At 73.3% G+C, this 23,880-nt stretch carries 23 protein-coding genes; 7 read left to right on the forward strand and 16 right to left on the reverse strand.

What is annotated here, in order from left to right:
- The first annotated feature begins 28 nt into the window (after nucleotides 1-28).
- Both PSQ21_RS18170 and PSQ21_RS18175 read left to right on the forward strand, forming a co-directional pair.
- Entirely contained in the window at nucleotides 29-1,255 is a 1,227-nt protein-coding gene (locus PSQ21_RS18170; RefSeq protein WP_274031594.1) for a cation:proton antiporter, read from the forward strand.
- A 146-nt stretch (nucleotides 1,256-1,401) separates the two neighbouring features.
- The gene (locus PSQ21_RS18175; RefSeq protein ID WP_274031595.1) at nucleotides 1,402-2,172 is read left to right on the forward strand and encodes a peptidoglycan recognition protein family protein; all 771 of its coding nucleotides are present in this window, start codon (nucleotides 1,402-1,404) and stop codon (nucleotides 2,170-2,172) included.
- A gap of 91 nt (nucleotides 2,173-2,263) precedes the next feature.
- Here PSQ21_RS18175 and PSQ21_RS18180 read toward each other — a convergent pair whose 3' ends face one another.
- The 15 genes from PSQ21_RS18180 to PSQ21_RS18250 all read right to left on the reverse strand — a co-directional run bounded on the left by PSQ21_RS18180 (nucleotide 2,264) and on the right by PSQ21_RS18250 (nucleotide 16,467).
- Entirely contained in the window at nucleotides 2,264-2,629 is a 366-nt protein-coding gene (locus tag PSQ21_RS18180; protein WP_274031596.1) for a PH domain-containing protein, read from the reverse strand.
- A 128-nt stretch (nucleotides 2,630-2,757) separates the two neighbouring features.
- Nucleotides 2,758-4,800, reverse strand: a complete 2,043-nt coding sequence (locus PSQ21_RS18185; protein WP_274031597.1) for an ABC transporter permease — start codon at nucleotides 4,798-4,800, stop codon at nucleotides 2,758-2,760.
- A 109-nt stretch (nucleotides 4,801-4,909) separates the two neighbouring features.
- A complete protein-coding gene (modA, locus tag PSQ21_RS18190; protein WP_274031598.1) occupies nucleotides 4,910-5,776 on the reverse strand; it encodes a molybdate ABC transporter substrate-binding protein in 867 nt (288 codons plus the stop codon).
- 38 nt (nucleotides 5,777-5,814) lie between these two features.
- Nucleotides 5,815-6,210: a TOBE domain-containing protein gene (locus tag PSQ21_RS18195; RefSeq protein WP_073867117.1), complete on the reverse strand. Its 396-nt coding sequence runs from the start codon at nucleotides 6,208-6,210 to the stop codon at nucleotides 5,815-5,817.
- A gap of 286 nt (nucleotides 6,211-6,496) precedes the next feature.
- Complete coding sequence (locus PSQ21_RS18200; protein WP_274031599.1) at nucleotides 6,497-7,297, reverse strand: VOC family protein; 801 nt, start codon at nucleotides 7,295-7,297, stop codon at nucleotides 6,497-6,499.
- A 182-nt stretch (nucleotides 7,298-7,479) separates the two neighbouring features.
- A complete protein-coding gene (locus PSQ21_RS18205; protein ID WP_274031600.1) occupies nucleotides 7,480-7,683 on the reverse strand; it encodes a hypothetical protein in 204 nt (67 codons plus the stop codon).
- Between the two features lie 81 nt (nucleotides 7,684-7,764).
- Entirely contained in the window at nucleotides 7,765-8,739 is a 975-nt protein-coding gene (locus PSQ21_RS18210) for a TerC family protein (RefSeq protein WP_274031601.1), read from the reverse strand.
- Nucleotides 8,740-8,763: 24 nt separating this feature from the next.
- The gene (locus PSQ21_RS18215; RefSeq protein ID WP_274031602.1) at nucleotides 8,764-9,579 is read right to left on the reverse strand and encodes an enoyl-CoA hydratase/isomerase family protein; all 816 of its coding nucleotides are present in this window, start codon (nucleotides 9,577-9,579) and stop codon (nucleotides 8,764-8,766) included.
- The gene (locus PSQ21_RS18220; protein ID WP_274035819.1) at nucleotides 9,576-10,703 is read right to left on the reverse strand and encodes a cytochrome P450; all 1,128 of its coding nucleotides are present in this window, start codon (nucleotides 10,701-10,703) and stop codon (nucleotides 9,576-9,578) included. Before PSQ21_RS18220 ends, PSQ21_RS18215 begins: the two co-directional genes overlap by 4 nt.
- 292 nt (nucleotides 10,704-10,995) lie before the next feature.
- On the reverse strand, nucleotides 10,996-12,405 hold the full coding sequence (locus PSQ21_RS18225; protein WP_274031603.1) for a cytochrome P450: 1,410 nt from the start codon (nucleotides 12,403-12,405) through the stop codon (nucleotides 10,996-10,998).
- A gap of 65 nt (nucleotides 12,406-12,470) precedes the next feature.
- Nucleotides 12,471-13,061, reverse strand: coding sequence for a GTP-binding protein (locus tag PSQ21_RS18230; protein ID WP_274031605.1), 591 nt, complete (start codon nucleotides 13,059-13,061; stop codon nucleotides 12,471-12,473).
- The gene (locus tag PSQ21_RS18235) at nucleotides 13,036-13,410 is read right to left on the reverse strand and encodes a DUF742 domain-containing protein (RefSeq protein ID WP_050358393.1); all 375 of its coding nucleotides are present in this window, start codon (nucleotides 13,408-13,410) and stop codon (nucleotides 13,036-13,038) included. Before PSQ21_RS18235 ends, PSQ21_RS18230 begins: the two co-directional genes overlap by 26 nt.
- Entirely contained in the window at nucleotides 13,407-13,811 is a 405-nt protein-coding gene (locus PSQ21_RS18240) for a roadblock/LC7 domain-containing protein (protein ID WP_274031606.1), read from the reverse strand. Before PSQ21_RS18240 ends, PSQ21_RS18235 begins: the two co-directional genes overlap by 4 nt.
- The gene (locus tag PSQ21_RS18245) at nucleotides 13,808-15,055 is read right to left on the reverse strand and encodes an ATP-binding protein (protein ID WP_274031607.1); all 1,248 of its coding nucleotides are present in this window, start codon (nucleotides 15,053-15,055) and stop codon (nucleotides 13,808-13,810) included. Before PSQ21_RS18245 ends, PSQ21_RS18240 begins: the two co-directional genes overlap by 4 nt.
- A gap of 377 nt (nucleotides 15,056-15,432) precedes the next feature.
- Entirely contained in the window at nucleotides 15,433-16,467 is a 1,035-nt protein-coding gene (locus PSQ21_RS18250; RefSeq protein WP_274031608.1) for a LacI family DNA-binding transcriptional regulator, read from the reverse strand.
- A 148-nt stretch (nucleotides 16,468-16,615) separates the two neighbouring features.
- Here PSQ21_RS18250 and PSQ21_RS18255 point away from each other — a divergent pair, with 148 nt between their 5' ends.
- The 5 genes from PSQ21_RS18255 (at nucleotide 16,616) to PSQ21_RS18275 (ending at nucleotide 22,252) form a co-directional block, all read left to right on the forward strand.
- Nucleotides 16,616-17,560: a carbon-nitrogen hydrolase gene (locus tag PSQ21_RS18255; RefSeq protein ID WP_274031609.1), complete on the forward strand. Its 945-nt coding sequence runs from the start codon at nucleotides 16,616-16,618 to the stop codon at nucleotides 17,558-17,560.
- 319 nt (nucleotides 17,561-17,879) lie between these two features.
- The gene (locus PSQ21_RS18260) at nucleotides 17,880-18,911 is read left to right on the forward strand and encodes an endonuclease/exonuclease/phosphatase family protein (RefSeq protein WP_443334395.1); all 1,032 of its coding nucleotides are present in this window, start codon (nucleotides 17,880-17,882) and stop codon (nucleotides 18,909-18,911) included.
- A gap of 69 nt (nucleotides 18,912-18,980) precedes the next feature.
- Nucleotides 18,981-19,733 (forward strand): two-component system response regulator CseB, encoded by a 753-nt coding sequence (gene cseB, locus PSQ21_RS18265; RefSeq protein ID WP_274031611.1) that lies wholly within the window; start codon nucleotides 18,981-18,983, stop codon nucleotides 19,731-19,733.
- A gap of 16 nt (nucleotides 19,734-19,749) precedes the next feature.
- Nucleotides 19,750-21,003 carry a sensor histidine kinase gene (locus PSQ21_RS18270; RefSeq protein WP_274031612.1) on the forward strand — a complete coding sequence of 418 codons (1,254 nt, stop codon included), beginning with the start codon at nucleotides 19,750-19,752 and terminating at the stop codon, nucleotides 21,001-21,003.
- A 313-nt stretch (nucleotides 21,004-21,316) separates the two neighbouring features.
- On the forward strand, nucleotides 21,317-22,252 hold the full coding sequence (locus PSQ21_RS18275; protein ID WP_337961701.1) for a D-alanyl-D-alanine carboxypeptidase family protein: 936 nt from the start codon (nucleotides 21,317-21,319) through the stop codon (nucleotides 22,250-22,252).
- A gap of 117 nt (nucleotides 22,253-22,369) precedes the next feature.
- On the opposite strand, the gene PSQ21_RS18280 is transcribed toward PSQ21_RS18275, so the two are convergent.
- Entirely contained in the window at nucleotides 22,370-23,512 is a 1,143-nt protein-coding gene (locus PSQ21_RS18280) for an NADH:flavin oxidoreductase (protein ID WP_274035821.1), read from the reverse strand.
- Nucleotides 23,513-23,880 lie beyond the last annotated feature (368 nt).

The raw sequence follows: 23,880 nt of genomic DNA on the forward strand, positions 1-23,880 counted from the left end.
CCGGGGTGTTCCTTGCTATACACGAGCGATGGAGCACCCCGGGACCCTCGTCCTGATCATGGCCCTGGCGGTTCTCGCCCCGCTGCTCGGTTACGCGACCGGGCGGTGGCTGCCGGTCCCCGTCGTCATCTTCGAGATCGTGCTGGGCGTCCTGGCCGGGCCGGACGTGCTCGGCTGGGCCCATCACGACCGCGTCATCGACACCCTGGCCGATCTCGGACTCTCGATGCTGATCTTCCTGGCGGGTTACGAGATCCGGTTCGCCGAGGTCCGCGGCTCCACCCTGCGCCGGGCCGGCGGGGCGTGGGTCCTCTCGTTCGCCGCGGGCCTCGGCATCGCGCTGCTGATCAGCGGGGCGGACCTGGCGAAGAGCCTGGTCATCGGCACCGCGCTGACCAGTACGGCGCTGGGCGCGGTCCTGCCGATCCTGCGGGACTCGGGGCGGCTGGAGGGGCGGTTCGGGTCGGTGGTGATGGCGTTCGGGTCGGTCGGGGAGTTCGGCCCGATCATCGCGATGGCCCTGCTGTTCAGCGGCCGGAGCCCCGGTGCGGCGGGCGCGGTGCTGGCCGCGTTCGCCGTCGTCACGGCGGGCGCGGTGTTCTGGGCGGTGCGGCCCCGGCCGCCGTGGTTCGCCCGGCTCATCGCCGTGACCCTGCACTCCAGCGGCCAGTTCGCGGTCCGCTTCGTGATGCTGCTGCTGGCCGGGATGCTGGGTCTCGCCCACGTGTTCGGCCTGGACACCCTGCTCGGCGCGTTCGCCGCGGGGATGCTGACCCGGCTCGTCCTCCAGGGGGCGGTGCCCGAGCGCAGCGGGCAGATCCTGGAGCGGATCGAGGCGATCGGCTTCGGCTTCCTCGTACCGTTCTTCTACATCGTGACGGGCATCGACTTCGACCTCGCGGCGCTCCTGGACGGCGGGCGTCCGCTGCTGCTCCTGCCGGTCTTCCTGCTGCTGTTCCTGCTGGTGCGCGGGGTTCCGGCGTATCTGCTGGCCCCGCGCGACCTGACCGGGCGCGGCCCACGGACCGCGCTCGGGCTGTTCTCCTCCACCTGTCTGCCCCTGGTGGTCGCGATCACCGCGATCGGCCTGGACGAGAAGGTGATCGGGGCGGGCGAGGCCGCCGCGCTGGTCGCCGCCGCGATGCTGTCGGTGCTGGTGTTCCCCCTGCTGGCGTTCCGGCTGCTGCGCAGGGAGGAGGGCGGCGGGGGCAGAACCGTCCCGGGCCGGGCGGCGGAGACCGGTGAGGCGTGGTGAGGCTTGGTGTGGCGTGGCGTGGTGGGGCGTGGTGGGGCGACACGTGGCGTGGTGGGGCGGGCCGATGAGGGCGGCCGGCGCGGGGCGTGTCACTCGAACGGCCCGCTCCTCTGCGGAGCCGGAGGCCAGACCGCAGGGTGGAGTGCATGTGGTCCCGCCGACTCGTTCTGGGCGCTCTGGTCCTGCCCCTGGCCCTCCTGGTGTTCGGGGACGGCCCGGCGTTCCACGCGCCCGGGCCGGAGCTGGCCTCCGGGCCCCGCCCGCCGCGCGGACTGCCGCAGCCGGCCGTCGTCAGCCGCCGGGAATGGCACGCGGACGAGGACCTGGTCCGGGAGGGGCCGCACTACACGGGCGCGGCGCGGGCGGTGTTCGTCCACCACACCGGCAACCCCAACGACTACGACTGCGCGGACGCCCCCGACCTGATCCGGGCCGTCCAGAGCGACCACATCCGGCAGGACGGCTGGGACGACATCGGCTACAACTTCCTCGTCGACCGCTGCGGCACCATCTACGAGGGCCGCGCCGGCGGGGTCGGCCGCTCCGTGCTCGGCGCGCACACCAAGGGGTTCAACACCGACACGGTCGGCATCGCGGCGATCGGGAACTTCGGCGCGGGGGCGGAGGTGCCCGGGCCGATGATGGACGCACTGGTGGAGCTGGCCGCCTGGAAACTGCGGCCCGGGGCCGACCCGCTGGGCACGGTCGATCTGGTCTCGACGAACGACGAGAGCCGCTTCGACCGGGGCCAGGTGGCCCGGCTGCACGTCATCTCCGGCCACCGCGACAGCTTCGAGACCCGCTGCCCCGGCGACGCGCTCTACGGCCTGCTGCCCGAACTGCGGGAGCGCGCCGCCAAGCTGCGTGCCGCCGCCCCCGGACACGCGGCGACGGCCCGGCTGCGCCCGTACGTCTGAGGCTCGCGGGCGTGGGCGCGCCCGTATGTCTGAGGCTCGCGGGCGTGGGCGCGCCCGTACGTCTGAGGCTTGCGGGGCGTGGGGTGCGGGCCTACCGGGAGACGAACTGCGCGAGTATCGCCTGGACCTCGTAGATGTCGACGCCCTTGGTGAACGTCTTCTGGAGCGGCACCGGGTTGCCCGAGACCCAGATGCTCAGCTCGGCGTCGAGGTCGAACGTCCCGGCCGTCTCCACGGCGAACTGCGTGATGCTGCGGTACGGGACGGAGCGGTACTCCACCTTCTTGCCGGTGATGCCCTGCTTGTCGACGAGGATCAGCCGCCGGTCCGTGAACAGGATGCTGTCGCGGATCAGCAGATACGCGGCGTGGATCTGCTCGCCCTGCCCGAGCAGCCGTGCGTAGTCCTTATGGGCGGTGGCCGGGTCGATCGTGTGGGCGTTGCCGAACAGTGCCATGGGTCCCCGTCTCTGGTGGTGCCGTGCGAGAAGTGCGTGCGGAAGCCGGTCGTACGTACAGAAGTACGTGCGGGGCGGGATCTTGGTTCCCCCGCCCCCGGGAGCCCGTGGCGGACCGGCCGCCGCCCCTACAGCGGGACGACCGTCGCCTCGGTGGCCTTCACGCTGGTCCAGACGGTGCTCCCGTCGGCGATGCCCAGGTCGACGGCGGCCCCCGGGGTGATCTCCGCGATCAGATCCGGGGCCTCGGCGGAGGTGATCAGCAGCCGCAGCCGGCTGCCGCCCGAGGTGATCTCACGGACCGTGCCGGGCCAGACGTTGCGCGGGCTGCCGGTGGGCCGCTCCCGGTGTACGGAGACGGCTTCCGGCGCGATGACCGCGAGGGCGTCCGTGCCCGCCGGGAGGGGTTCGGCGACCACGAGGTGGCCGCCGCCCTCCAGGGCCAGGCCGTCCGCGGTGGCGGTGCCGGACCAGGCGTTGCGGCCCAGCATCCGGGCCACCCACGGCGAGCGCGGGTGCCGGGTGACCTCGGCGGGCGGCTCGTCCTGGACGACCCGGCCGTCCTCCAGCACCAGGACCCGGTCGGCCAGCGAGACGGCCTCGACCGGGTCGTGGGTGACGATCAGGCAGACCCCGCCGAAGTCCGCGAGGTGCCCGCGCAGGGTGTGCCGCACCCGGGCCCGGGTGGTCTGGTCGAGGGCGGCGAGCGGTTCGTCCAGCAGCAGCAGGCGGGGGCGGGCCGCCAGCGCGCGGGCCAGGGCGACCCGCTGGGCCTGGCCGCCGGAGAGCCGGCCGGGCTTCCGGTGGGCGAGGTGGCCCACCCCGAGCCGGTCCAGCCAGCGCTGGGCCTCGCGCCGGGCCTCGGCGCGGGGCACGCCGTGGGCGCGGAGCCCGTACGCCGTGTTGGCCAGGGCGCTCAGGTGCGGGAAGAGCGCCCCGTCCTGGGGCACCCAGGCGACGCCCCGGCGGTGCGGGGGGAGTGCGGTGACGTCGCTGTCGCCGAGGCGCAGGGCGGCGTGCGCGCGGGGCGTGAGGCCGAGGAGGGCCCGCAGGAGCGTGGTCTTGCCCGCGCCGTTGGGGCCGACCACCGCGATGGTGGTGGAGCCCGGGGCGTCCAGGGTGAGGTGGGTGAAGCCGGTGACGTCGGCGTGCAGCGGCCAGGGTTCGGACGGCGCGGGCGTCGTCGTCGTACGGGGAGGCCCGTCGGCCCCTCCGGTTCCGCCGGTCCCGGTCCCGTGAGCGCCGGTTCTGTACGCTCCGGTCCCGTCGGTCCCGGTCCCGTACGTGCCGGTCGCCCCGTCCGTACCGGCGGAGCGGCCGGGAACGGACCGGCGGCCGGAGTCCCGGTGGTCGCCCGGGGTGCCGGTCCAGCGGCCCCGCAGCGCGATCAGGACGGTCATCGCGATGGCCAGGAGCAGCAGCGACACCGAGGTGGCGGCCTCCGGCGAGTCCTGGAGCAGCAGATAGACCTGGAGCGGCAGGGTCTGCGTGGTGCCGGGGAGGTTCCCGGCGAAGGTGATGGTCGCGCCGAACTCGCCGAGCGCCCGCGCCCAGGTCAGGGCGGCCCCGGCGATCAGCCCGGGGGCGACCATGGGCAGCGTCACGGTGAGGAACACCCGGACCGGCGAGGCCCCGAGGGAGGCCGCGGTCTCCTCGTACCGGGGGCGCAGCCCGCCGAGCGCGCCCTCCAGCGAGATGACCAGGAACGGCATGGCGACGAACGTCGCCGCGAGGACGGCCCCCGAGGTGTGGAAGGGGAGCGTGATGCCGAAGGTGCCCTCCAGCCAGGGGCCGAGGAGCCCGCGCCGCCCGAACGCCAGCAGGAGGGCGACGCCGCCGACCGTGGGCGGCAGGACCATCGGCAGCAGGACCAGCGAGCGGACGAACGCTTTGCCGGGGAACGGCACCCGGGCCAGCAGCCAGGCCAGCGGCACCCCGAGCAGCAGGGAGAGCCCGAGCGCCCACAGGGAGACCAGCAGCGAGAGCCGCAGCGCCTCGGTGGTGGCCTCGGCGGTGAGATGGGCGCCGAGTTCACCCCAGGAGGTGCGGACCAGGATCCCGGCGAGCGGCAGCATCAGGAACGCCACGGCCAGCACGGCGGGCACCGTCAGCAGCAGGGGGGCGCCGGCCCCGGGGGCGCGGCGGCCGGGCCGTTTCGTCGGGGACCTCATCGGTGACCTCGTCGGGCTCGGGGGGCGGGCCCCGGGTGCCGTGCCCGGGGTGCGGTGTCCGGCAGGCCTGTCGGACCGTTCGCCACGGGCCCGCCGGGGGCCGGCGCGGTCACGGCTGCTGGAAGCCCGCGCCCCGGAGGATCTCCTGCGCGACGGGTGTGGAGAGCCAGGCGACGAACGCGGCGGCGGCCTCGCGGTGCTGCGACGTCTTCAGCGTGGCGGCCGGGTAGGAGGCGATGGCGTTCTGCTCGTCCGGGATCTCGACCGCGTCGACCTTGCCGGTGGCGGTCGCGGCGTCGGTCCGGTAGACGAGCCCGGCGTCCGCCTCGCCGAGCGAGACCTTGGACAGGACCGCGCGGACGTTGGGCTCCTGGGAGACCGGCTTCACGTCGATCTTCCGCGCTCGGAGGATCTGCTCGCCGTAGCGGCCCACCGGCACCTCGGGGGCGGCCAGGACCACCTTCAGCTTCGGATCGGCGAGGTCCTCCAGGCTCCCGACCTTCCGCGGGTTGCCCTCGCCGGTGGCGATGACCAGCCGGTTCCTGGCGATGACGGTCGGCTTCCCGGTGTCGTCGGCGAGGCCGGCCATCGTCCTGGCGTCGGCGGTGACCAGCGCGTCGGCGGGGGCGCCCTGCTTGACCTGTGCGGCCAGTTCCTGGGAGCCGGCGAAGGAGAACGTCACCTCGGTGCCGGGGTTCTCCTTCTCGTAAGCGGCCCCCGCCGCCTTGAAGACGTCCGTCAGGGAGGAGGCGGCCAGCACGGTCAGGTCGGCCGCGGGGGCGCCCGTCGCCGACCCCGGGCCGCTGCCCCCGCCCGTGTCCTCGGCCGGGCCGGAGCCGTTGCCGCAGGCGGCGAGCGGGATCAGGAGGGCGCAGGCCAGGGCGGCGGCGGCCGCACGGCGGCGATCGGTCGCGGGGCGGTGGCCGGTCACGCGGCGGTGGCCGGTCACGCTGCGGTGGCTGATCAGCGGGGGCATGAGGGCCGGGCTCCTTGGGTCTCGTCGTCGGCCGGTCTTCAGACGCGGTCGATGTGCACGCTGGTCGACTTCACCCGGGCGGTCGCCCGCATGCCGACCTCAAGGCCCAGTTCCTCCACCGCCTCCCGGGTCAGGAGCGAGACGAGCCGGTGCGGACCGGCCTGGATCTCGACCTGGGCCGCGATGTCGCCGAGTTTCACCGCGGTGACGATGCCCGGGAACGCGTTGCGGGCCGAGGTGTACACGGCCTCGTCCTCGCCGCCCGCGCCCTGGCCGACCTCGATCGAGAAGGCGGCCAGCGCGCGGCCGTCGATCAGCCGCCGGCCGGCCTCGTCGCGATGGGTCGCGACCCGGCCGGCATCCGCCCAGCGGCGTGCGGTGTCGGGGCTGACCCCGAGGAGTCGTGCTGCCTGGCCGATTGTGTAGGACTGCATGTGCGGCACGCTAGACCCATCGGGCTGGCATCTGCCAATCTCTGGACGATGATCCATCGCAGGTACGGAGGATCTCGGAGGAACGTACGGGGTGCGCGCACCGGACGGTACGGGCCGCGCGGACCGGCCGCGCCGGGTGCCGTGCCGGGTGCCGAGCCGGATACGTGCCCCGGGCCGCGCCCGGCACGTGCCCCGCACGTGCCCCGGGCCGCGCCGGGCAGGGGAACGGGCCGCACCGGGGGTCCGGTCGCGGCCCGCACCTCGACGGTCCTGTGACGGTCCCGGATCAGGTCGCCGGGCTCATCGACGGCATCTCCCCCTGGGTGGTGGTCACGTCGATCACGGTGAACGGGGCGCCCTGCGGGTCGCTGAGCCCCGCGAACCGGCCGAACGGGCTGTCCACCGGCCCGTCCCGCAGCACCCCGCCGCGCTCGGTCGCCTTCGCCACGGCGGCGTCGCAGTCCGCCACGGCGAAGTGCACGTTCAGATACGCGGGCGCCTCCGACGGGAAGTCGTCGCCCATCGCCATCCGGCCCAGGACCGCCTCCCCCCGGACGTCGTACACGGAGAAGTCCAGCGACTCTTCGTCGAGCTTCCGCACGGTGTAGGGGAAGACCGATGCGTAGAACGCGTCCACCTTCTCCGGCTCCCGGGTGAGGACCTCGCCCCAGCAGTACCCGCCGGGCGTGCCCATCTCCGTCTCGAATCCCTCGTGGCTGCCGGCCTGCCAGATGCCGAAGACGGCTCCGCCCGGGTCGCGGGCCAGAGCCATCGTGCCGAACTCGTCGACCCGCATCGGCTCCATCAGCACCTCGCCGCCGCTCGCGCGGACCTTCTCCGCGGTCGCGGCCGCGTCCGCGGACGCGAGGTACAGGCACCACGCCGACTGGCCCTCCGCGCCCGGCATCGGCGGGACCACGGCCGCCGCCGCCCTGCCGTCCGCGTACGCCTGCGTGTAGTTGCCGAACTCCGACGAACTCTCGCCGAACGTCCAGCCGAGCACGTCACCGTAGAAGCTCTTGGCGCCCTCGACGTCGGCGAACATGGCGTCCGCCCAGCACGGGGTTCCCTCGGGTTGTACAGCCATGGTGCCGGTCCTTCCCTGCCCTGGAGTCCCTGATTCTCGGCCCCGCCCGTACGGGTCCCCACCCGCACCGGCAACGCTAGTCAGCACGGGGCCGGTACGCGCGTCGGGAGGAGTCCGGGAGAGGCCCGGGAGGGGGCCGGGGGAAGCCCCGGAGGGGAGGCGCCCAGGGCTTCCGGCAGCTCTCAGGAGGAGCCGGTCCGGTGCCGGGCGGGTCGCTCCTGCGCGGCGTAATCCGGGCAGTCGGGGTTCTCGCAGGGGCCCGCGCGCCAGACCGGGACGAAGATCCCGAGGGACTTGTGGCGGTGGATCTCGGAAGGGACGGGCTGTTTGCAGGTCGGGCACATGAAAGCGGCCCGCTGTCGGGTGTCACGCTCTTTGCTGGCCATTTATTCACGATAGGCGGGGCGGGAGATTTTGGAAAGTCTTTCCCTTTGCGTTGCCGGGAAATGGCGTCGCTTTCCGTGACCCTACTCTTCCGTATCGGTGTCGGGCGCGTTCGTGGAGCCCGGACTTCTCGCCGGACGGCGCAGGCTCAGGGTCACCGAAATCGCCAGGATGACGACGATCACCGCGAGGCTCACCGGCGACGGAATCTCCGGGATGGAGGTGCTGATCATCTTGTGGGAGGCCTGGAGGAGGAGCTTGACCGCGATGAAGGCGAGGATGACCGCCAAGCCGTGGCTCAGGTAGTGGAACCGGTCCAGCAGGCCCGCCAGCAGGAAGTACAGGGCCCGCAGCCCCAGGATCGCGAAGGCGTTGCTGGTGTAGACGATGAACAGCTCGTCGCTGACCGCGAGCACCGCGGGCACGCTGTCGACCGCGAAGATCAGGTCGGCCGCCTCGATCGCGGCGACCACCGCCAGCAGCGGGGTGGCCACCCGCCGCCCCTCTTCCCGGACGACGAAGTGCGTGCCGGAATAATGGTCCTGGACCGGCATCACTTTCCGCAGCAGCCGCACCGCGAAGCTCTTGCCCGGGTCGAAATTCTCCTCCTGGCCGCTGAGGATTTTATAGCTGCTGTAGAAAAGGACCGCGGCGAAGAGGAACAGCACGAAGGTGAAGCGGTTGACCACCGCGACGCCGAGGGTCAGGAACACCGCACGGAACACCAGTGCGCCGATGACGCCGAAGAAAAGCACCCGGTGCTGGTACTCCCGGGGCACCTTGAAATACGCGAAGATCAGCGCGAAGACGAAGAGGTTGTCGACCGAGAGGCTCTTCTCCAGCAGCCAGGCGGTGGTGTACTCCGTACCGGCGGTGGTGCCGAGGGTCAGGAAGACCACCGCGCCGAAGAGCAGCGCGAGGCTCACCCACAGCGCGCTCCACAGCCCGGCCTCCTTGAAGCCGATCACATGCGCCTTGCGGTGCGCCAGGAGGTCGACCGTCAGCGAGACGACGACGGTCACGGCGAACACGATCCAGAGCCACACCGGTACGTCCACGCCGGAGTCCTCCCACTCGGGTCCTTACGAGTGTGACCCGGCCGATCCGCCACCGCCCGCCGGGGACCGCCGGGTGGCGGCCGCGACCGAGGCCATCAGCTCCGCGTCGAGGAACGAGGGGTCGGCCAGCCGGGTGGCGGCGGCGTAGGAGTTCAGCAGGGCCTTGGTGACCCGCAGGGCGGCCTCCGGGCGGCGGACCACCGGCTTCGCCCAGGCGGCGACCGCGGCGTCCAGCTCCGCCTCGGGCACCACCCGCTGGAGCACCGACAGCTCGCGGGCCTCGGCGGCGTCGAAGGACCGCCCGGTGAGGATCAGCTCGCGGACCCGGGCCGCGCCCACCTCGTGGATCAGCCGGGGCAGCAGCCCGCCCCAGGCGGTCGGCAGCCCGAGCGCCAGCTCCGGCAGCCGGAAGGCGGCGGTGTCCGCGCCGACCCGCAGATCGCAGGCGAGGGCCAGCGCGAACCCCGCGCCGACCGCCTTGCCCTGCACCCGGGCGATGGTCACCGCCCGGCTGCCGGAGATCGCCTCGCAGACCCGGCGGGCCTTCTCCCCGGCGATCCGGATGCCCCGGCCGGCGGGGTCCTCCTCCAGCCACTGACCGAACTCGGTACGGTCGCCGCCCAGGCAGAAGTCGTCCCCCGCGCCGCTGAGGACCAGCACCCGCACCTCGGGGTCCGGGGCGGCGAGGACGTCCAGCAGCTCGTCGAGCATCGCCTCGGTCACCGCGTTGCCGCTCGTGGGCGCGTGCAGCTCCACATGCAGGACGGCCCCCTCGCGCCTGCTGCGTACCGTCGCCGACTGGTCGCCCGCGGTCAGGAAGCCGGGGAGCGAGAGCTTCACAGGGCCACGCCCAGGGAGGTGATCCGTCTGAAGACCATCCGGGGGGCGTACACCGGCCGCGACACGGTGTGCAGGGTGGGGAAACGATCCAGCATCCGTGCCAGCAGCGTCCGCGCCTCCAGCTTGGCCAGCGCCGCGCCCAGGCAGTAGTGCACCCCGCCGCCGAAGGTGAGGTGGCTGCCGCCGCGCAGGATGTCGAAGGCGTCCGGATCCGGGTTCCGCCGCGGATCGTGGTTGGCCGCGCCGTACAGGACGTGGATCATGCTGTCCTTCTTGATCGGGACCCCGGCCAGGACGGTGTCCTCGGCGGCGATCCGGGTGTTGATGTGGATGGGCGGATCGTGGCGCAGCACCTCGTCGACGGCCGCGTCGATGTGTTCCGGGTACTTCCGCAGCCACGCCCACCGGCCGGGCTCGGTCAGCAGGGAGGTCATCGAGGAGAGCAGCGTCGCGGTGGTCTCCAGCGAGGCGATGGTGACGAACATCGTGAGCCGGTAGAGGATCTCGTCCGCCCGCTCCCGGTCCGGCTCCATGGCGTCCCAGGTGTGGATCCAGCCGGTCAGCACGTCGTGGCGGGGCTCCGCCCGGCGGCGGGCGACCAGATCGGTGAAGTAGGCCCGCAACCGCAGGGTCGCCGCCGCGGAGACGGTGAGCTGCGACCTGGTGGGGAGCAGTTCCTGGGCGAAGACCTGGTTGTGCGTGATCTCCAGGATGTCCGGGTAGTCCTCGGGCGGTATCCCCAGCCAGCCGCCGACGGTGGTGATCGGCAGCTGCTCGCTGACGGTGGAGACGAAGTCCGCCTCGCCCCAGCGGAGCTTCTCCGCCAGCTCGTCCAGCAGCCGGTCGGCGTCGCGCTCGACGTCGGGGGTGAGGCGTTCGATGGTGGAACGGTCGAAGAGATTGCCCAGCGAGCGGCGCTGGCAGGTGTGCTCGGGGGCGTTGAGCCGGGAGAGGGTGGTGGTCATCTCCCGGGTCGCGATCGCGTCCCACTGCTTGGAGTCGTCCTGCCGCTCCTGCCAGGCGAGGTCCGGGACGAGCCAGTTGCGGCCCCGGAGCACCTGGCTGCAGGCGTCGAAGCCGGTGACGAAATAGCCGTTCCACGGAGCGCGGACGACGTCACCCATCGTCCGCAGCTCCGCGAGTATTCCGTACGGCTCGGCCTGTCCTTCCGGCGAATTGAGTCTGCGGAGCAGACCGATGACCGCACGCCGTCCGTCGGGCGCCCTGGATGTACCGCCAGTGATGCTCACACAGAGTTCCTCGACCTAGGCCCGTGGTTACCGCACTGAACCTACCCCTCCGGATATCGGCGCCAAGCATCGTTCTTTGTTGCCCCCGTCACATGCAATCGTCACTAAATGCCCGTTGTTATCGGTGCATTGTCGGCGTCCGGCCTGCGTATGGCCCGCGCGCGGGTCATACGCGGAACACGTCGAGGAACGAACTCCACCAGCCCTTCTGCTTCTTGGCGGGCTCCTGGGCGTGACGGGGCGTCACCGGCGGTGCGGCGGGCGCGTTGCGGAACGGGTCGGGCAGCTGGGCCGAGGTCGGGGCCGGGGGCTGCGCCCCGGTCCCCGCACGCCGCGCGGCCGTCGGGGTGAACCGTACGGGCAGCGCGACCAGCGCCCGGTGGAACGGGCCCGGCCGCCAGGCCACACCCGAGGCGGGTACGGCCAGCGCGAGGTCCGGGACGGTGTTGAGGATCTTCTCGATCGCGGTGAGCGCGATCAGCGTCGCGGGCGACTTGGCCGGGCACACGTGCGGACCCGCGCCCCAGGCCAGGTGGGCGCCCTTGCTCAGGGTCTGGCGCGCGTCGGTGAGCCCCGGGTCGCTGTTCGCGGCGGCGAAGCTGATCAGCACGGGGGTCTCCGCCTTCAGCGTCACCCCGTCCAGCTCGATGTCCCGCACCGGGTAGTGCGTCGCGTAGTTGGCGATCGGCGGGTTGTTCCACAGGACGTCGTCCAGCGCGTCCTCGACGAGCAGCCCCGAACCGCGCCGGTCGGGCGTGCCCGGCTGGTCGCCCGCGAGCATCAGCAGCAGCGCGTTGCCGATCAGATTGCGCTCCGGCTCCACGCCCGCGCCCATCAGCATCACCAGCTGGTCCTTCAGCTCCTCGTCCCGCAGCCCCGCCGGGTGCTGGATCAGCCAGGAGGTGATGTCCTCGCCGGGCTGGCGGCGCTTGATCGCGACCAGCTCCATCAGGCACTCGGTCAGCTCGGCGTTGGCGCGGAGCACGTCCTCGCCGTCGAAGATGGCGGACATCGAGCGGGTCAGCCGGTCGCCGATATCGCCGGGGCAGCCGAAGAGCTGGTTGAACAGCAGCAGCGGCAGGAGCTTGGCGTACTCGTTGAGCAGGTCGGCGGTGCCGCGCTCGATGAACTGGTCGATCAGGTAGTCGGCGATCCGCTCGACGTCCCTGCTCAGCCTGGAGCTGTTGAGCCGGGACAGCGACTCGGTGACCGCCTTGCGCAGCCGCAGGTGCTCCGCGCCGTCGGTGAACAGGCAGTTGGGCCGGTACACCATCATCGGCAGCACGGGGCTGTCCATGGGGACGGCGCCCTCGCGCAGCGCGGCCCAGTGCCGCGAGTCCCGCGCGAACAGCGCCGGGTTCTGCAGCACCCGCAGCGCCGCCTCGTGCTGCACGATCAGGGTGGCCTCCACCCCCGGGGCCAGCTCGATGGGCGCGGCGGGGCCGTGCGTCCTGGCCGCGTCGTAGAAGCGGTGCGGGTCGGCGGCGAACTCCGGCCCGTACAGCGACGTCTGCTGCTGGTGCATGGGGCACCCGGCGGGGGCGCTGTACGGGTTGGCTCCCGGCTGCGGGTCCATGGCGGCTTCCTCGGTGTGATCGCGGGGCCCGGTCGGCCCCGGCTCGGGATACGTGTGGGGGTGCGTCAGGCCGTGTGCGCCAGAAGGTGGCGGACCAGGGTGATCAGGGCCTGCGCGGAGGAGTTCTGGTCGCGGGCGTCGCAGTAGACGACCGGGGTGTCGGGCAGCAGGTCGAGCGCCTCGCGCAGTTCGTTCTCGGCGTGCTGCGAGTACGGGTCGAAGCTGTTGACGGCGACCGCGTACTCCAGCCCGTACGTCTCGACCAGGTCGATGACGGGGAACGTGTCGGCGAGCCGCGCCGGGTCGACCAGGAGCAGCGCGCCCAGCGAACCGCGCGCCATGTCCTCCCACAGCTCCACGAACCGCTGCTGGCCCGGCGTGCCGAACAGGTACAGCACCAGTTCGTCGCTGAGCGTGAGGCGGCCGAAGTCCAGAGCGACCGTCGTCGTCGTCTTGTCGGGGGCGCCGCGCAGATCGTCGACCTGGGCCGCGGCCTGGGTCATCCGCTCCTCGGTGCGCAGCGGGGTGATCTCGGACAGCGTGCCGATCAGCGTCGTCTTGCCCACCGCGAAGTGCCCGACGACGAGGATCTTCGCCGCGTGCCGCACCGCGTCCGGCACATAGATGCTCTCAGCCGAACCGGACTTGGAGTCCATGCAACACCTCTTCGAGGATCTTTCTGTCAACGAGCTGGGCCGGCGGCGGCGCCTTCCGGCGCAGCAGGTGTCCCTGCTGGTTTAAATCCTGGAGCAGGAGACGGGCCACCCCGACCGGCAGGCCGAGGTGACCGGCGACCTCGGCCACCGACAGGTAGCCGCCGGAGCACAGCTCCCAGATCGCCTTGACCTCGGGGCTCGGGTTCGGCGGCGGCTGGCGGTCGGGGGCGAGGGTGACCAGGGTGACGAGGGAGAGGTCCTCCGCGTCGGGGAGCCCCCGCCCGCCGGTGATGACATAGGACCGGACGAACCCGCTGCTGACCTGCTGCTCCTCGCCCGGCGCGGTCATATGTCGCTGCCCGCGTTCTGGCGGGGCGGCGTGGTCATCGCCTTCCCCAGCGCGGTGACCTGCTGCTGCATCCGGAACGACATCGCCTCCATGTCCACGTCGGCGGCGGCGGTGGCGGCCAGATAGGCGCCGCTGCCGGCGGCGATCAGGAAGATCCAGCCGTCCTCGTACTCCAGGAGCGTCTGCCGCCAGCGGCCCGGCTCACGGGTTCCGATGAAGGGGGCGACGGCCCGGCTGAGGGACTGCATGGAGCTCATCGCCGCGGCGACGGTCTCCGCGTCGTCGCGGCCGATCTCGCTGGAGTTGGCGAGCAGCAGGCCGTCGGCGGACACCAGGATCGCGTGCCGGGCGCCGGGTACCTGGAGCAGGTCGTTGAGCACCCAGGACAGATCGGGATTCACTGGAACTCGGGTCCTTCCGTCGTCGTCGTGTCGCGTCCGGACCGGGTGCCGCGCTGGAACGCGCCGAGTCGGGAGGCGGTCTCCTCGTTGCTGCGCACGGGCTCCGGTACCGCCGAGGGCACGGCGGAGACCGGGCTCTTACGACGACGCTTCGGCAGCCCCCCGGCGGTGGTGGTGATCTGGGCCAGCGGCTGGGTGGCGGTGTCGGGCTGCGGGGTGGGCGGGAAGAGCGGGGTGGGCGCCGGGGCCGGGGCGGCCTGCCACTGGTCGGCCTGCCGCACCTGCGGCGCCTGGGAAGCTGCCGCTTCGGGTGCTTCCACGGGCGCCACGGCCGGCGGCGCCTCGGTGGTGAGCAGTTCGTCGGGGATGAGGACCACCGCGCGTACGCCTCCATAGGGGGAAACGGAGTCCACCGAGACCCGGAAGCCGTAGCGGGCGGCGAGCATCCCGGAGACGGCGAACCCGAACTGCGGCGGGATGCCCAGGCTGGAGACGCTGATCGCGGCCTGGGGGGAGAGGAGAGCCGCCGCGCGGTCCTTCTCCTCCTGGCCCATGCCGAGACCGGCGTCGTCGACGATGAGGCAGACACCCGTCGGCACGGCCTGGATGTTGATCTCGACCGGGGTGCCGGGGGCGGAGTAGTTCGTGGCGTTGGCGAGCAGCTCGGCGAGGACCACGGCGACGGGTTCGACCGCCCGGCTGACGACGGAGAAGTTCACCTGGCCGTTGACCCGGACCCGGTCGAAGTGCCGGATACGGCCCTGGGCGCTGCGGGCCACGTCGAAGACGGAGGCCACGGTCTCGCGCCGGCCGAGCCAGCCGCCGCAGAGCACGGCGATGCCCTGGGCGCGCCGGCCGAACTGGCTGTTGGCGTGGTCCATGGCCATCAGGTCGGCGAGGATCCCGGGGTCGTCGCCGTACTTGCGCTGGGCCTTCTCGATCACGACCTGCTGTTCGTCCGCGAGGCCCTGGAGGGTGCGGACGGCGGCCTTGAGGACCGCCTTGGTCTCCTCCTCGGCGTCCTTGCGGACCTCCGCGAGTTCGGTGGACTGACGCTGGAGCAGACCGTTGTGGACGACGTGGAGCTCGTCCCGTTGGTGCAGGAGCGCGTCACGCTCCTGGCGCAGCTCGGCATGGTGTCTGCGGAGCTTGACGTTGGTCGCGCGAGCCCGCAGAACGGCTCCCACGGCGACCAGTGCGACGACAACCAGCGCCCAGATGACGGGGCCCTGCGGAAATGTCATGAGACTCACTTCAAGTGCCATGGCGGAAACGGCTTGACACCCCGTCATGCGGCACGCAGTCACGGCTCGTTCGCCACGACCGTGCGCCGCTTCGGGAGGTGCCCCTCCGAAGGTGGGGCCGAGGATTTCATCCCTCCCGGAATGCCCCCACACGCCATCAGCCCACTGGAAGTAAGATGATCTTATCACTGGCCGCGCGCTGAAATGTCAAGGCCGCCACGCCAGTTGCCAGTCGACGCACAACGTTCACATTGCGGAGGCTTGGAGGACGGCAACCGGCTCCGGAGCCCCGGGGATTGGGTTGCGGGCCGGGCCGCCCGGGTCCTCCGGTGCCCGGCTGGGGGTGGCTGGGATCGGCTGCCCGGTCCGGGTGCGGATCAGCCCGGCGCACCGGTCGAGGTACGGGTCTCCAGGGACCAGGCGTGGCGGCGGACGGTGTCGGGGGCCGCGCGGCCCGCGAGGATGTCGCAGAGCAGGTCGGCGCAGGCGCGCCCGTACGCGGCGGGGCGCAGGTCGACCGCGGTGACGGGCGGTTCGGCGCCCCGGGTCGCCGGGCCGTCGACGCAGGACGCGACGAGGAGGGCCGCGCCCGCACGCGGGTCCGCCTCCCCGGCCGCCCTGCCGGCCTTCCGGCCGAGGGCCGCCGCCGCGCGCAGGACGCCCGGGGCGGAGCCGTCGGGGGCGCAGATCACGGCGTCCACGGCGGGGTCGTCGGCGAGCAGTGCCCGGGTGGCCGCCTCTGCCTCGGCCGGGGTCGCCGCGAACGGCACGGTGCGCAGGGTCACCGCCACCCCGTGGGCCCGCCCCCAGGATCCGGCCGTCGCGCGCAGGGCGGTCGCCCAGGCGGAGGAGCCGGACGGGGCCAGGAGCGCGGGGCGGCGGGCGCCGCGCTCGGTGACATGGTCGAGGAGGGCGGTCAGCGAGGCGGCGTTGTCGCAGACCACGGCACCGCTGGGGCTGTTGGCCGGGCCGAGGTAGCGCTCGCCGGTCACCACCGGGACGCCCGCGTCGAGCAGCCCCGGCACCGCGCTGTCGCCGGCCTCGGGGTCGATCACCAGCAGGCCGTCGACGCGCGAGGCGATCCGCCCGCCCGACGCCCCCGAGGGGGCGAGCAGCACCATGTCGAGCCCGTCCTCCTGGGCGCGCTCCACCGCCCCGAAGGCGAGGTTCATGTAGTAGTCCAGCCGGGTCGCGGTCGCCGGCAGGTGCAGCCCGACGGCTCCCGTGCTGGCGCGGCGCAGATGCCGGGCGGCGCTGTTGGGGCGGTAGCCGAGCTCCTCCGCGACCGTGCGGACCCGGTCCCGGGTGGCTTCCGCGACCCGCCCCGAACCCTGGAGCGCGTCGGAGACGGTGCTCTTGGAGACCCCGGCGGCGCGGGCGACATCGAGCAGGGTCACGGTCCGGGAGGTCACGGGGATGAAGTCTAGACGTTCGCCCAGAGCGGGCCGGAGGGTTGCCGGAACGTTCCGGCACGGTTAGGTTCGGGGAGTGCCGGAACGTTCCGGCACTGTTGTTCGTGGCCCCCGGCCGCCCGCCGCCCCGCCTCCCCAGGAACCCGCCATGCGTCTGATCACCGCGTACGACCCGCCCGCGTCCCCGACCCGGACCCGCCCCGCCGAGCGCGCCCCCCTGCGCGTGGCGGCGGTCCAGCAGCGCTGGCACCACGACCCCGCCGAGCACCGGGCCGCCCTGCTGGAAGGCGTCCGGCTCGCCGCCGCCGAGGGTGCCCGTGTGGTCTGCCTCCAGGAGCTGACGCTGTCGCCGTACTTCGCCGTCGCGCGCAGGGCCGGCCACCCCGGGCCCGCCGCGCCGGAGGAGCTGCTGACCGGCCCCACCTTCACGTTCGCGGCCGGGGCCGCCCGGGAGCACGGCGTGTACGTGCACGCGTCGCTGTACGAGAAGGCCCCGGCGCCCGGCGGCGAGGACGACGGCCTCGGCTACAACACCGCGATCCTCGTGGCCCCCGACGGCACCCTCGCCCAGCGGACCCGTAAGACCCACATCCCGGTCACCGAGGGGTATTACGAGGACGACTGGTTCCGCCCCGGCCCGGCGGGCGACGACGCCTTCCCGCTGGTCACGGTCGACGAGGCCCGTTTCGGCCTGCCGACCTGCTGGGACCAGTGGTTCCCGGAACTTGCGCGCGCCTACTCGCTCGCCGGGGCCGACGTCCTCGTCTACCCGACCGCCATCGGCTCCGAGCCGGGCTTCCCCGGCTTCGACTCCCAGCCGCTCTGGCAGAAGGTGATCACCGGGAACGCCATCGCCAACGCCACCTTCATGATCGTGCCGAACCGTATCGGCGCCGAGAACGGCCTCGTCTTCTACGGCAGTTCCTTCATCGTGGACCCGTACGGCCGCGTCCTGGCCCAGGCCCCCCGCGACGAGCCCGCCGTGCTGGTCGCCGATCTCGATCTCGACGCCCGGCGCGACTGGCTGGAGCTGTTCCCGTTCCTGACCACCCGCCGCCCGGACGCGTACGGCCCGCTCACCGAGACCCGCTGAGCCGGGCAGGGGCAGGGGGAGCTGCAGGGGCGTCGGCAGGGGCGTCGGCGTCGGCAGGGGTAGCGGCGTCGGTGTCGGCGTGGGCTCCCCTCCGGCACCCCCGCGCCGGTGCACCGGCCGGTCGCGGCCAGGGCAGCGGTCCGTGCTTCGTGCCCCGTGCCCGTCCCCTGTGCCCCGTCCCCGTGCTCCGTACCGATACCTACCCGATACAGAGCCGTGCGGTGCTCGAAGCGCGCCCCTGACCAGCCGGAAGCGGCGTTCCCGGAGGCTGTCGGCGTACCCGATCCCCGGTGTACGCCGACGTCAGGAGACCAGTGCCGTGCTGAGCCCACCGGAGGCCGCAGCGCCCCCCACGGACGCGGCGCCCGCCCCCGGGCCCGCCCCCACCGGGTCCACCGGGTCCACCGGGTCCACCGGGTCCACCGCGCGGCCCGCCCGCCGCCCCGGCCGGTGGCTCGCCGCCGCGGCGGTCGTCTGGGCCGCGGCGATGGCACTCCACGCGTGGATCCCGAACGCGGGCGTCAACGCGGGCAGCCTCTTCCAGACGCTGCTGCCCTGGACGGGCCTCGGCGTGCCGGTCCTGCTCGGGCTCGCCGCCGTACGCCGGTCCCGTACCGCCGCCGTGGCGGTGCTCGCGCCCGCCGTCGTCTGGGTCGCGCTCTTCGGCGGCGCGCTCACCGACAAGCGCTCGGGCGGCGGGGAAGGCGACCTGACGGTGGTCAGCCACAACGTGGGCGAGGGGAACCCCGACCCGGCCGGCACCGCGCGCGTGCTCGCCGGGGCGGGCGCGGACGTGCTGGCGCTCGAAGAGCTGTCCGACGCGTCGGCGGCCGTCTACTCCCGCGAACTGGCCGACGCCTATCCGCACCACGCGGTGCTCGGCGGGGTCGGCATCTGGAGCAGATACCCGCTGGCGGACGTGAAGGCGGTGCCGATCATGCCGTGGACCCGCGCGCTGCGCGCCACGGCCCGGACCCCGGACGGGCCCGTCGCCGTGTACGCGGTCCATCTGGCGTCGGTACGGGTCTCGGCGGCCGGATTCACGACGGGCCGGCGCAACGAGGCGGCCCGCGAGCTGGCCGCCGCGCTCCGGGCGGAGCCCGCGCCCCGGGTCGTGGTGCTGGGTGACTTCAACGGGACGTACCAGGACGGGGCGCTGGCCCCGGTGACCTCGCAGCTGCGTTCGGCGCAACGGGAGGCGGGCGACGGCCTCGGGTTCACCTGGCCCGCCGCGTTCCCGGTGGTCCGCATCGACGACGTGCTGGTGCGGGGGATGACCCCGCGCGCCGCCTGGACGCTGCCCGCCACCGGCAGCGACCACCTTCCGGTGGCGGCCACGCTGAGCCGGTGACCTCGGCGCGGCGGCCCGGGTGGCCGGGCCCGCCACCCTCCCCTTCCCCGACTACGATGCGAGCGACCGATGACCTCGAACGCCCAGGTAGGCAGCGTGTCCGATCCCCGGGGCCCGGCCCCCGTCAGCGTGCTCGTGGTCGAGGATGACGCCACGATCCGCCGCGCCGTCCAACTGGCCCTGGAACGCTACGGCTACCGGGTCGACGTGGCCGTCGACGGACTCAGCGGCCTGGAGGCCTTCCGCGCGGGCGCGCACGACCTGCTGATCCTCGATGTGATGCTGCCCGAACTGGACGGCATCGGCCTGTGCCACCGGATCCGCGAGGAGAGCCCCGTCCCGGTCCTGATGATGTCCGCGCGCGGCGACGCCCTCGACGTGGTCGCGGGCCTGGAGGCGGGGGCCGACGACTACGTGATCAAGCCCGTCGACACCGCCGTCATGGTCGCCCGGATCCGCGCCCTGCTGCGCCGCGCCACCTTCCGCCCGGAGGCGGAGGGCCCCGCGGCCCGGAAGTCCGGCCGAGCCGCCGATCACCTCCTGGTCTTCGGGGATCTCAGCGTGGACACCCTCGGCATGGAGGTGCGCCGGGCCGGTGAGACCGTGTCACTGACCCCCACCGAACTCCGGCTGCTGCTGGAGTTCGCCGCCGCGCCCGGTTCGGTGCTCGACCGCCGCCGGCTGCTGCGCGACGTGTGGGACTACGGCTGGGAGGGCGACACCCGGGTGGTGGACCTGTGCGTCCTCCGGCTGCGCAAGAAGATCGGCAGCGGCCGGATCGAGACCGTCCGCGGCTTCGGCTACAAGCTCGTACGCGGCTGAGCGGCCGGCGGACGCCGTGGACTTCCTCAACCCCCGGGCCCTGCGCTGGAAGATCGCCGCACTGGCCGCCGTCGCGTGCTGCGCGGTCGCGACCGTGATCGGGTTCCTGGTGCACGACGCGACCCGGGAGCGCGGGCTGGACGTCGGCACCGACCGGGCCCTCACCCGGCTGACCGCCGCCGACCGGGAGTTCTCCCGTACGGGGAAGGCGCCGGCCGACATCGACGTACGGTCCACGGCGGAGCTGCCCGAGGCGCTGGCGCGCGAGTTCGCCGCCCTGCCGGACCGGGAGGGCGGGTACGCCACCTGGTACGACGCGAAGCCGCCCAACTGGTACTGGATGTGGGGCGCCGCCGCCGTGGGCGACGATCAGTTCCTCGTCGTCCGGGACGACATGAGCGCCGAGGTCCGCAGCCTTCAGCTGCTGGACCGCAGCATCGTGAAATCCGTCCTCGTCGCCCTCCTGTTCGTCGTCCCGCTCGCCGCCGCCGCGACCGAACCGATCAACCGGCGGCTGCGCCACGGAGCCCGTACCGCCCGCCGTATCGCCGACGGCGACCTGGACGCCCGCATCGGCCCCGCCGGGCGGGCCCGCGACGAGATCACCGAGATGGCGGCGGCCGTCGACGACATGGCCGCCGCCCTCCAGCGCAAGCTGGAGAACGAGCGGCGCTTCACCGCCGACGTCGCGCACGAACTGCGCACCCCGCTCATGGGCCTGGTCACCGCCGCCGGGCTGCTGCCCGACGACGACGAGGCGACCGGTCTCGTACGGGACCGGCTACGGGCTCTGAACGCGCTGGTCGAGGACCTGCTGGAGATCTCCCGTCTCGACGCGGGCGCCGAACGCTCCCGCCCCGACCCGGTGCCGCTGGGCGACCTGGTCGCCGACGTGGTGCGGCGTACGGGCACGGACACCCGGGTCACCGTCGGGGCCGCCGAGGTGGTGGAGACCGATCCGCGCCGGGTGGAGCGGATCGTGGTCAACCTCGTCACCAACGCCCACCGGCACGGCGCGGCCCCCGTCGAGGTGACCGTGACCGGGGCACGGATCGCCGTACGCGACCACGGGCCGGGCTTCCCGCCCGATCTGCTGGAGCGGGGCCCGCAGCGCTTCCGCACCGGCGCGAGCGAACGCGGCCGGGGGCACGGTCTCGGCCTGACCGTCGCCCAGGGCCAGTCCGAGGTGCTCGGAGCCCGGCTGACCTTCGCGAACGCCCCGGACGGCGGAGCGCTGGCCACCCTCGACCTGGCCCCGCGTCCGGCCTGATACGGAACGGAAACGCACTCTCGCGGGGGCGGAAACGGCGCTGAGCGGGTGCGGAAGAACGACTCCCCGAAGGTGACAGAGGTACGGGAAACCGCGCTGCCACCTGGAGGAGCCCATGCCCGAGACCCCCGAGACCCCCGACGCCCCTGCCGTTCCCTCTGATCCCCTTATTACCCCCGTTCCCGCTCCCGCTCCCGGCCTCGCCCCTGTCTCTGTCTCTGTCTCTGCTCCTGCCCCCGCCACCGGGAGCGGTTTCCGCGTGCGTTCCCGCTTCCGATTCCGCCGCTCGGTCCTCGTACCCCTGACGGCGGCCGTGGTGCTCGTGGCGGGTACGGCCGGGTGGTACGCGGTCGGCGGTGACAGGTCCACGGTCGGACCGGCCGCCGGGGGCGCGGGGGAGGAGGTGGTGCCGCTCGCGAGGTCGATGCACCTGCCCTGGCCGCGCGAGGGCCAGGCGAGCGTGGCGGTCGAAGGCGTCGGCAGCCTCGGCACCCGGGGCGAGCAGAAGCCGGTCCCGATCGCCAGCGTCACCAAGGTCATGACGGCCTACGTGATCCTCAAGGGTCACCCGATGCGGGCCGGCGCTCCCGGCGCGACCGTGGTCGCCGACCAGCGGGCGGCCGACGAGTCGTACTCCTCCGTCGAGACGACCGCCCCCGTGCTCGCCGGGCGGGAGTACACCCAACGCCGGCTGCTGGAGCTGATGATGGTGCCGTCGGGCAACAACGTGGCGCGTCTGCTGGCCCGCTGGGACGCGGGCGACGAGAAGGCGTTCGTCGCGAAGATGAACCGGGCCGCCGCCGGGCTCGGCATGCGCGCCACCACGTACACCGGGGTGAGCGGCATGGAGGCGAGTACGAGGAGCACGGCGGCGGACCAACTGCGGCTGGCCCGCGCCGCCATGGAGGACCCGGCCTTCCGGCAGATCGTGGCGACCGACTCCGTCACGGCCCCCGGCGCCGGGGTGACCTTCCGCAACACCAACAAGCTGCTCGGGCACGACGGGGTGATCGGCCTGAAGACCGGCTCCTCCACCCCGGCGGGCGGCAACCTCGTCTGGGCCACCCGGCAGGAGGTCGCCGGCGTCTCCCGTCTGGTCCTCGGGGTCGTGCTGCACCAGCGCCCCGGCACCACCCCCGCCGAGGGCAGCGCCGCCGCCCACGAGGCCAGTCGCGCCCTGATCACCGCGATCCGAGCGGGCCTCCCGGCGGCGGCGGACAGAGCCTGGGGCGCGGACCGCAGGGCGTAGACCGCAGGGCGTAGACCGCTGGGTGTTGACCGCAGGGTGTTGACCGCAGGGTGTAGACCAGAGAGCGCAGAGCGCAAGGCACAGGCCCGGGGGCCGGCGGCCGGGGGGACGCGCGGGTCAGTGCAGGGTCGTCAGCATGTCCGCGGTGAACGGGGTGATGTCCGCGGTACGCCCGCGCAGGGTCTTCGCCGCCCACTCGGGATCGGAGATCAGCGCCCGCCCGACGGCGACCATGTCGAACTCGTCGCGCTCCATCCGGTCCAGCAGCTGCTCGATCCCGGTGACCGGGGAGTCGTTGCCCTGGAAGGCGCCGAAGAAGTCGCCGTCCAGGCCGACCGAGCCGACGGTGAGGGTCGGCCGGCCGCTGATCTTCTTCACCCAGCCGGCCAGGTTCAGGTCGGATCCCTCGAACTCCGGCAGCCAGTAGCGGCGCGTGGACGCGTGGAAGACATCGACACCGGCCTCGGCCAACGGTGTGAGCAGGGCGTCCAGCTCCTCCGGCGTCTCGGCGAGCTTCGCCTCGTAGGCGTCCGACTTCCACTGGGACATCCGGAAGAAGAGCGGGAAGGCGTCGGACACGGCGGCGCGGCAGGCCGCCACGATCTCGGCCGCGAAACGGGTCCGGGCGACCAGGTCGCCGCCGTAGGCGTCGGTACGCCGGTTGCTGCCGGACCACAGGAACTGGTCGATCAGGTAGCCGTGGGCGCCGTGCAGTTCGGCGCCGTCGAAACCGAGGCGCTCGGCCGCCGCCGCCGCGTCGGCGAAGGCGGCGATGACGTCGTCGAGGTCCTGCTGCGTCATGGCGCGCCCCTTGGGCTCGCCGCTCAGGGACAGGCCCGAGGGGCCGACCGGCTCGGCGTCCGGCACGGGCCCGGTGCCTTCGGTGCGGGTCACGCCCACGTGCCACAGCTGAGGGATGATCGCGCCGCCCGCGCGGTGCACGGACTCCGCGACGTGCGCCCAGCCCGCGAGCGCCGCCTCGCCGTGGAAGCGCGGGACCCGGTCGCTGGTCCCCGCGGACGCGTGGTCGACGTAGGTGCCTTCGGTGATGATCAGCCCGACGTCACCGGCGGCCCGGCGGGTGTAGTAGTCCGCCACGTCCTGTCCCGGAACGCCGTCCGGGGAGAACTGCCGGGTCATGGGCGCCATCGCGATCCGGTTCCGGGCGGTGAGCCCGCGGACGGTGAACGGGCGGGAGAGGGTGGCCGCCGCGCGGGCGGCGGCCACCTCGCCGCCTGCCGGGGCTGCGGTGCCTGTCACGTCGGTCGTCACGTCGGTCGGCGCGTGTGCCGTCACGTCTGTCACGTCTGTCACGTCTGTCACGTCTGTCACGTCGGATTCCTGTCCATAGCCGGGGTGGTCCACCCGGCCTGAACGCGCTCGCGCCGCCTCGCCATCCCGGCATCGGCCCCGATCCCGGTAAAGAGTGGGCAAAGAACGGAGTGTGCCTCCGGTGCTCTCCGGCGGCGGCCTCCCCGGGGACCGCGCCCACTGCCCCGATCGCTCGGCGGTCCCGATGGTCGCCGGCCGCCCGCAGATATGTCCGGGATCGGTAACCGAGGCATCCCGCCGAGACGTTCGCCCGTCTGGAGGGGTGCACGGGATCGGCGGAGACGGCAAAAAGGGGC

It is taken from the genome of Streptomyces sp. MMBL 11-1, from assembly GCF_028622875.1.
GTDB lineage: Bacteria > Actinomycetota > Actinomycetes > Streptomycetales > Streptomycetaceae > Streptomyces.

Excerpts from the sequence above, each read along its gene's own strand:
- PSQ21_RS18170 (WP_274031594.1), top strand. The coding sequence starts at position 29 with ATGGAGCACCCCGGGACCCTCGTCCTGATCATGGCCCTGGCGGTTCTC.
- PSQ21_RS18230 (WP_274031605.1), bottom strand. The coding sequence starts at position 13,061 with ATGGACTCCAAGTCCGGTTCGGCTGAGAGCATCTATGTGCCGGACGCG.
- PSQ21_RS18185 (WP_274031597.1), bottom strand. The coding sequence starts at position 4,800 with ATGAGGTCCCCGACGAAACGGCCCGGCCGCCGCGCCCCCGGGGCCGGC.
- PSQ21_RS18200 (WP_274031599.1), bottom strand. The coding sequence starts at position 7,297 with ATGGCTGTACAACCCGAGGGAACCCCGTGCTGGGCGGACGCCATGTTC.
- cseB (WP_274031611.1), top strand. The coding sequence starts at position 18,981 with ATGACCTCGAACGCCCAGGTAGGCAGCGTGTCCGATCCCCGGGGCCCG.
- PSQ21_RS18180 (WP_274031596.1), bottom strand. The coding sequence starts at position 2,629 with ATGGCACTGTTCGGCAACGCCCACACGATCGACCCGGCCACCGCCCAT.
- PSQ21_RS18220 (WP_274035819.1), bottom strand. The coding sequence starts at position 10,703 with ATGGGTGACGTCGTCCGCGCTCCGTGGAACGGCTATTTCGTCACCGGC.
- PSQ21_RS18175 (WP_274031595.1), top strand. The coding sequence starts at position 1,402 with ATGTGGTCCCGCCGACTCGTTCTGGGCGCTCTGGTCCTGCCCCTGGCC.
- PSQ21_RS18205 (WP_274031600.1), bottom strand. The coding sequence starts at position 7,683 with ATGGCCAGCAAAGAGCGTGACACCCGACAGCGGGCCGCTTTCATGTGC.
- PSQ21_RS18225 (WP_274031603.1), bottom strand. The coding sequence starts at position 12,405 with ATGGACCCGCAGCCGGGAGCCAACCCGTACAGCGCCCCCGCCGGGTGC.
- PSQ21_RS18255 (WP_274031609.1), top strand. The coding sequence starts at position 16,616 with ATGCGTCTGATCACCGCGTACGACCCGCCCGCGTCCCCGACCCGGACC.
- PSQ21_RS18245 (WP_274031607.1), bottom strand. The coding sequence starts at position 15,055 with ATGACATTTCCGCAGGGCCCCGTCATCTGGGCGCTGGTTGTCGTCGCA.
- PSQ21_RS18235 (WP_050358393.1), bottom strand. The coding sequence starts at position 13,410 with ATGACCGCGCCGGGCGAGGAGCAGCAGGTCAGCAGCGGGTTCGTCCGG.
- modA (WP_274031598.1), bottom strand. The coding sequence starts at position 5,776 with ATGCCCCCGCTGATCAGCCACCGCAGCGTGACCGGCCACCGCCGCGTG.
- PSQ21_RS18195 (WP_073867117.1), bottom strand. The coding sequence starts at position 6,210 with ATGCAGTCCTACACAATCGGCCAGGCAGCACGACTCCTCGGGGTCAGC.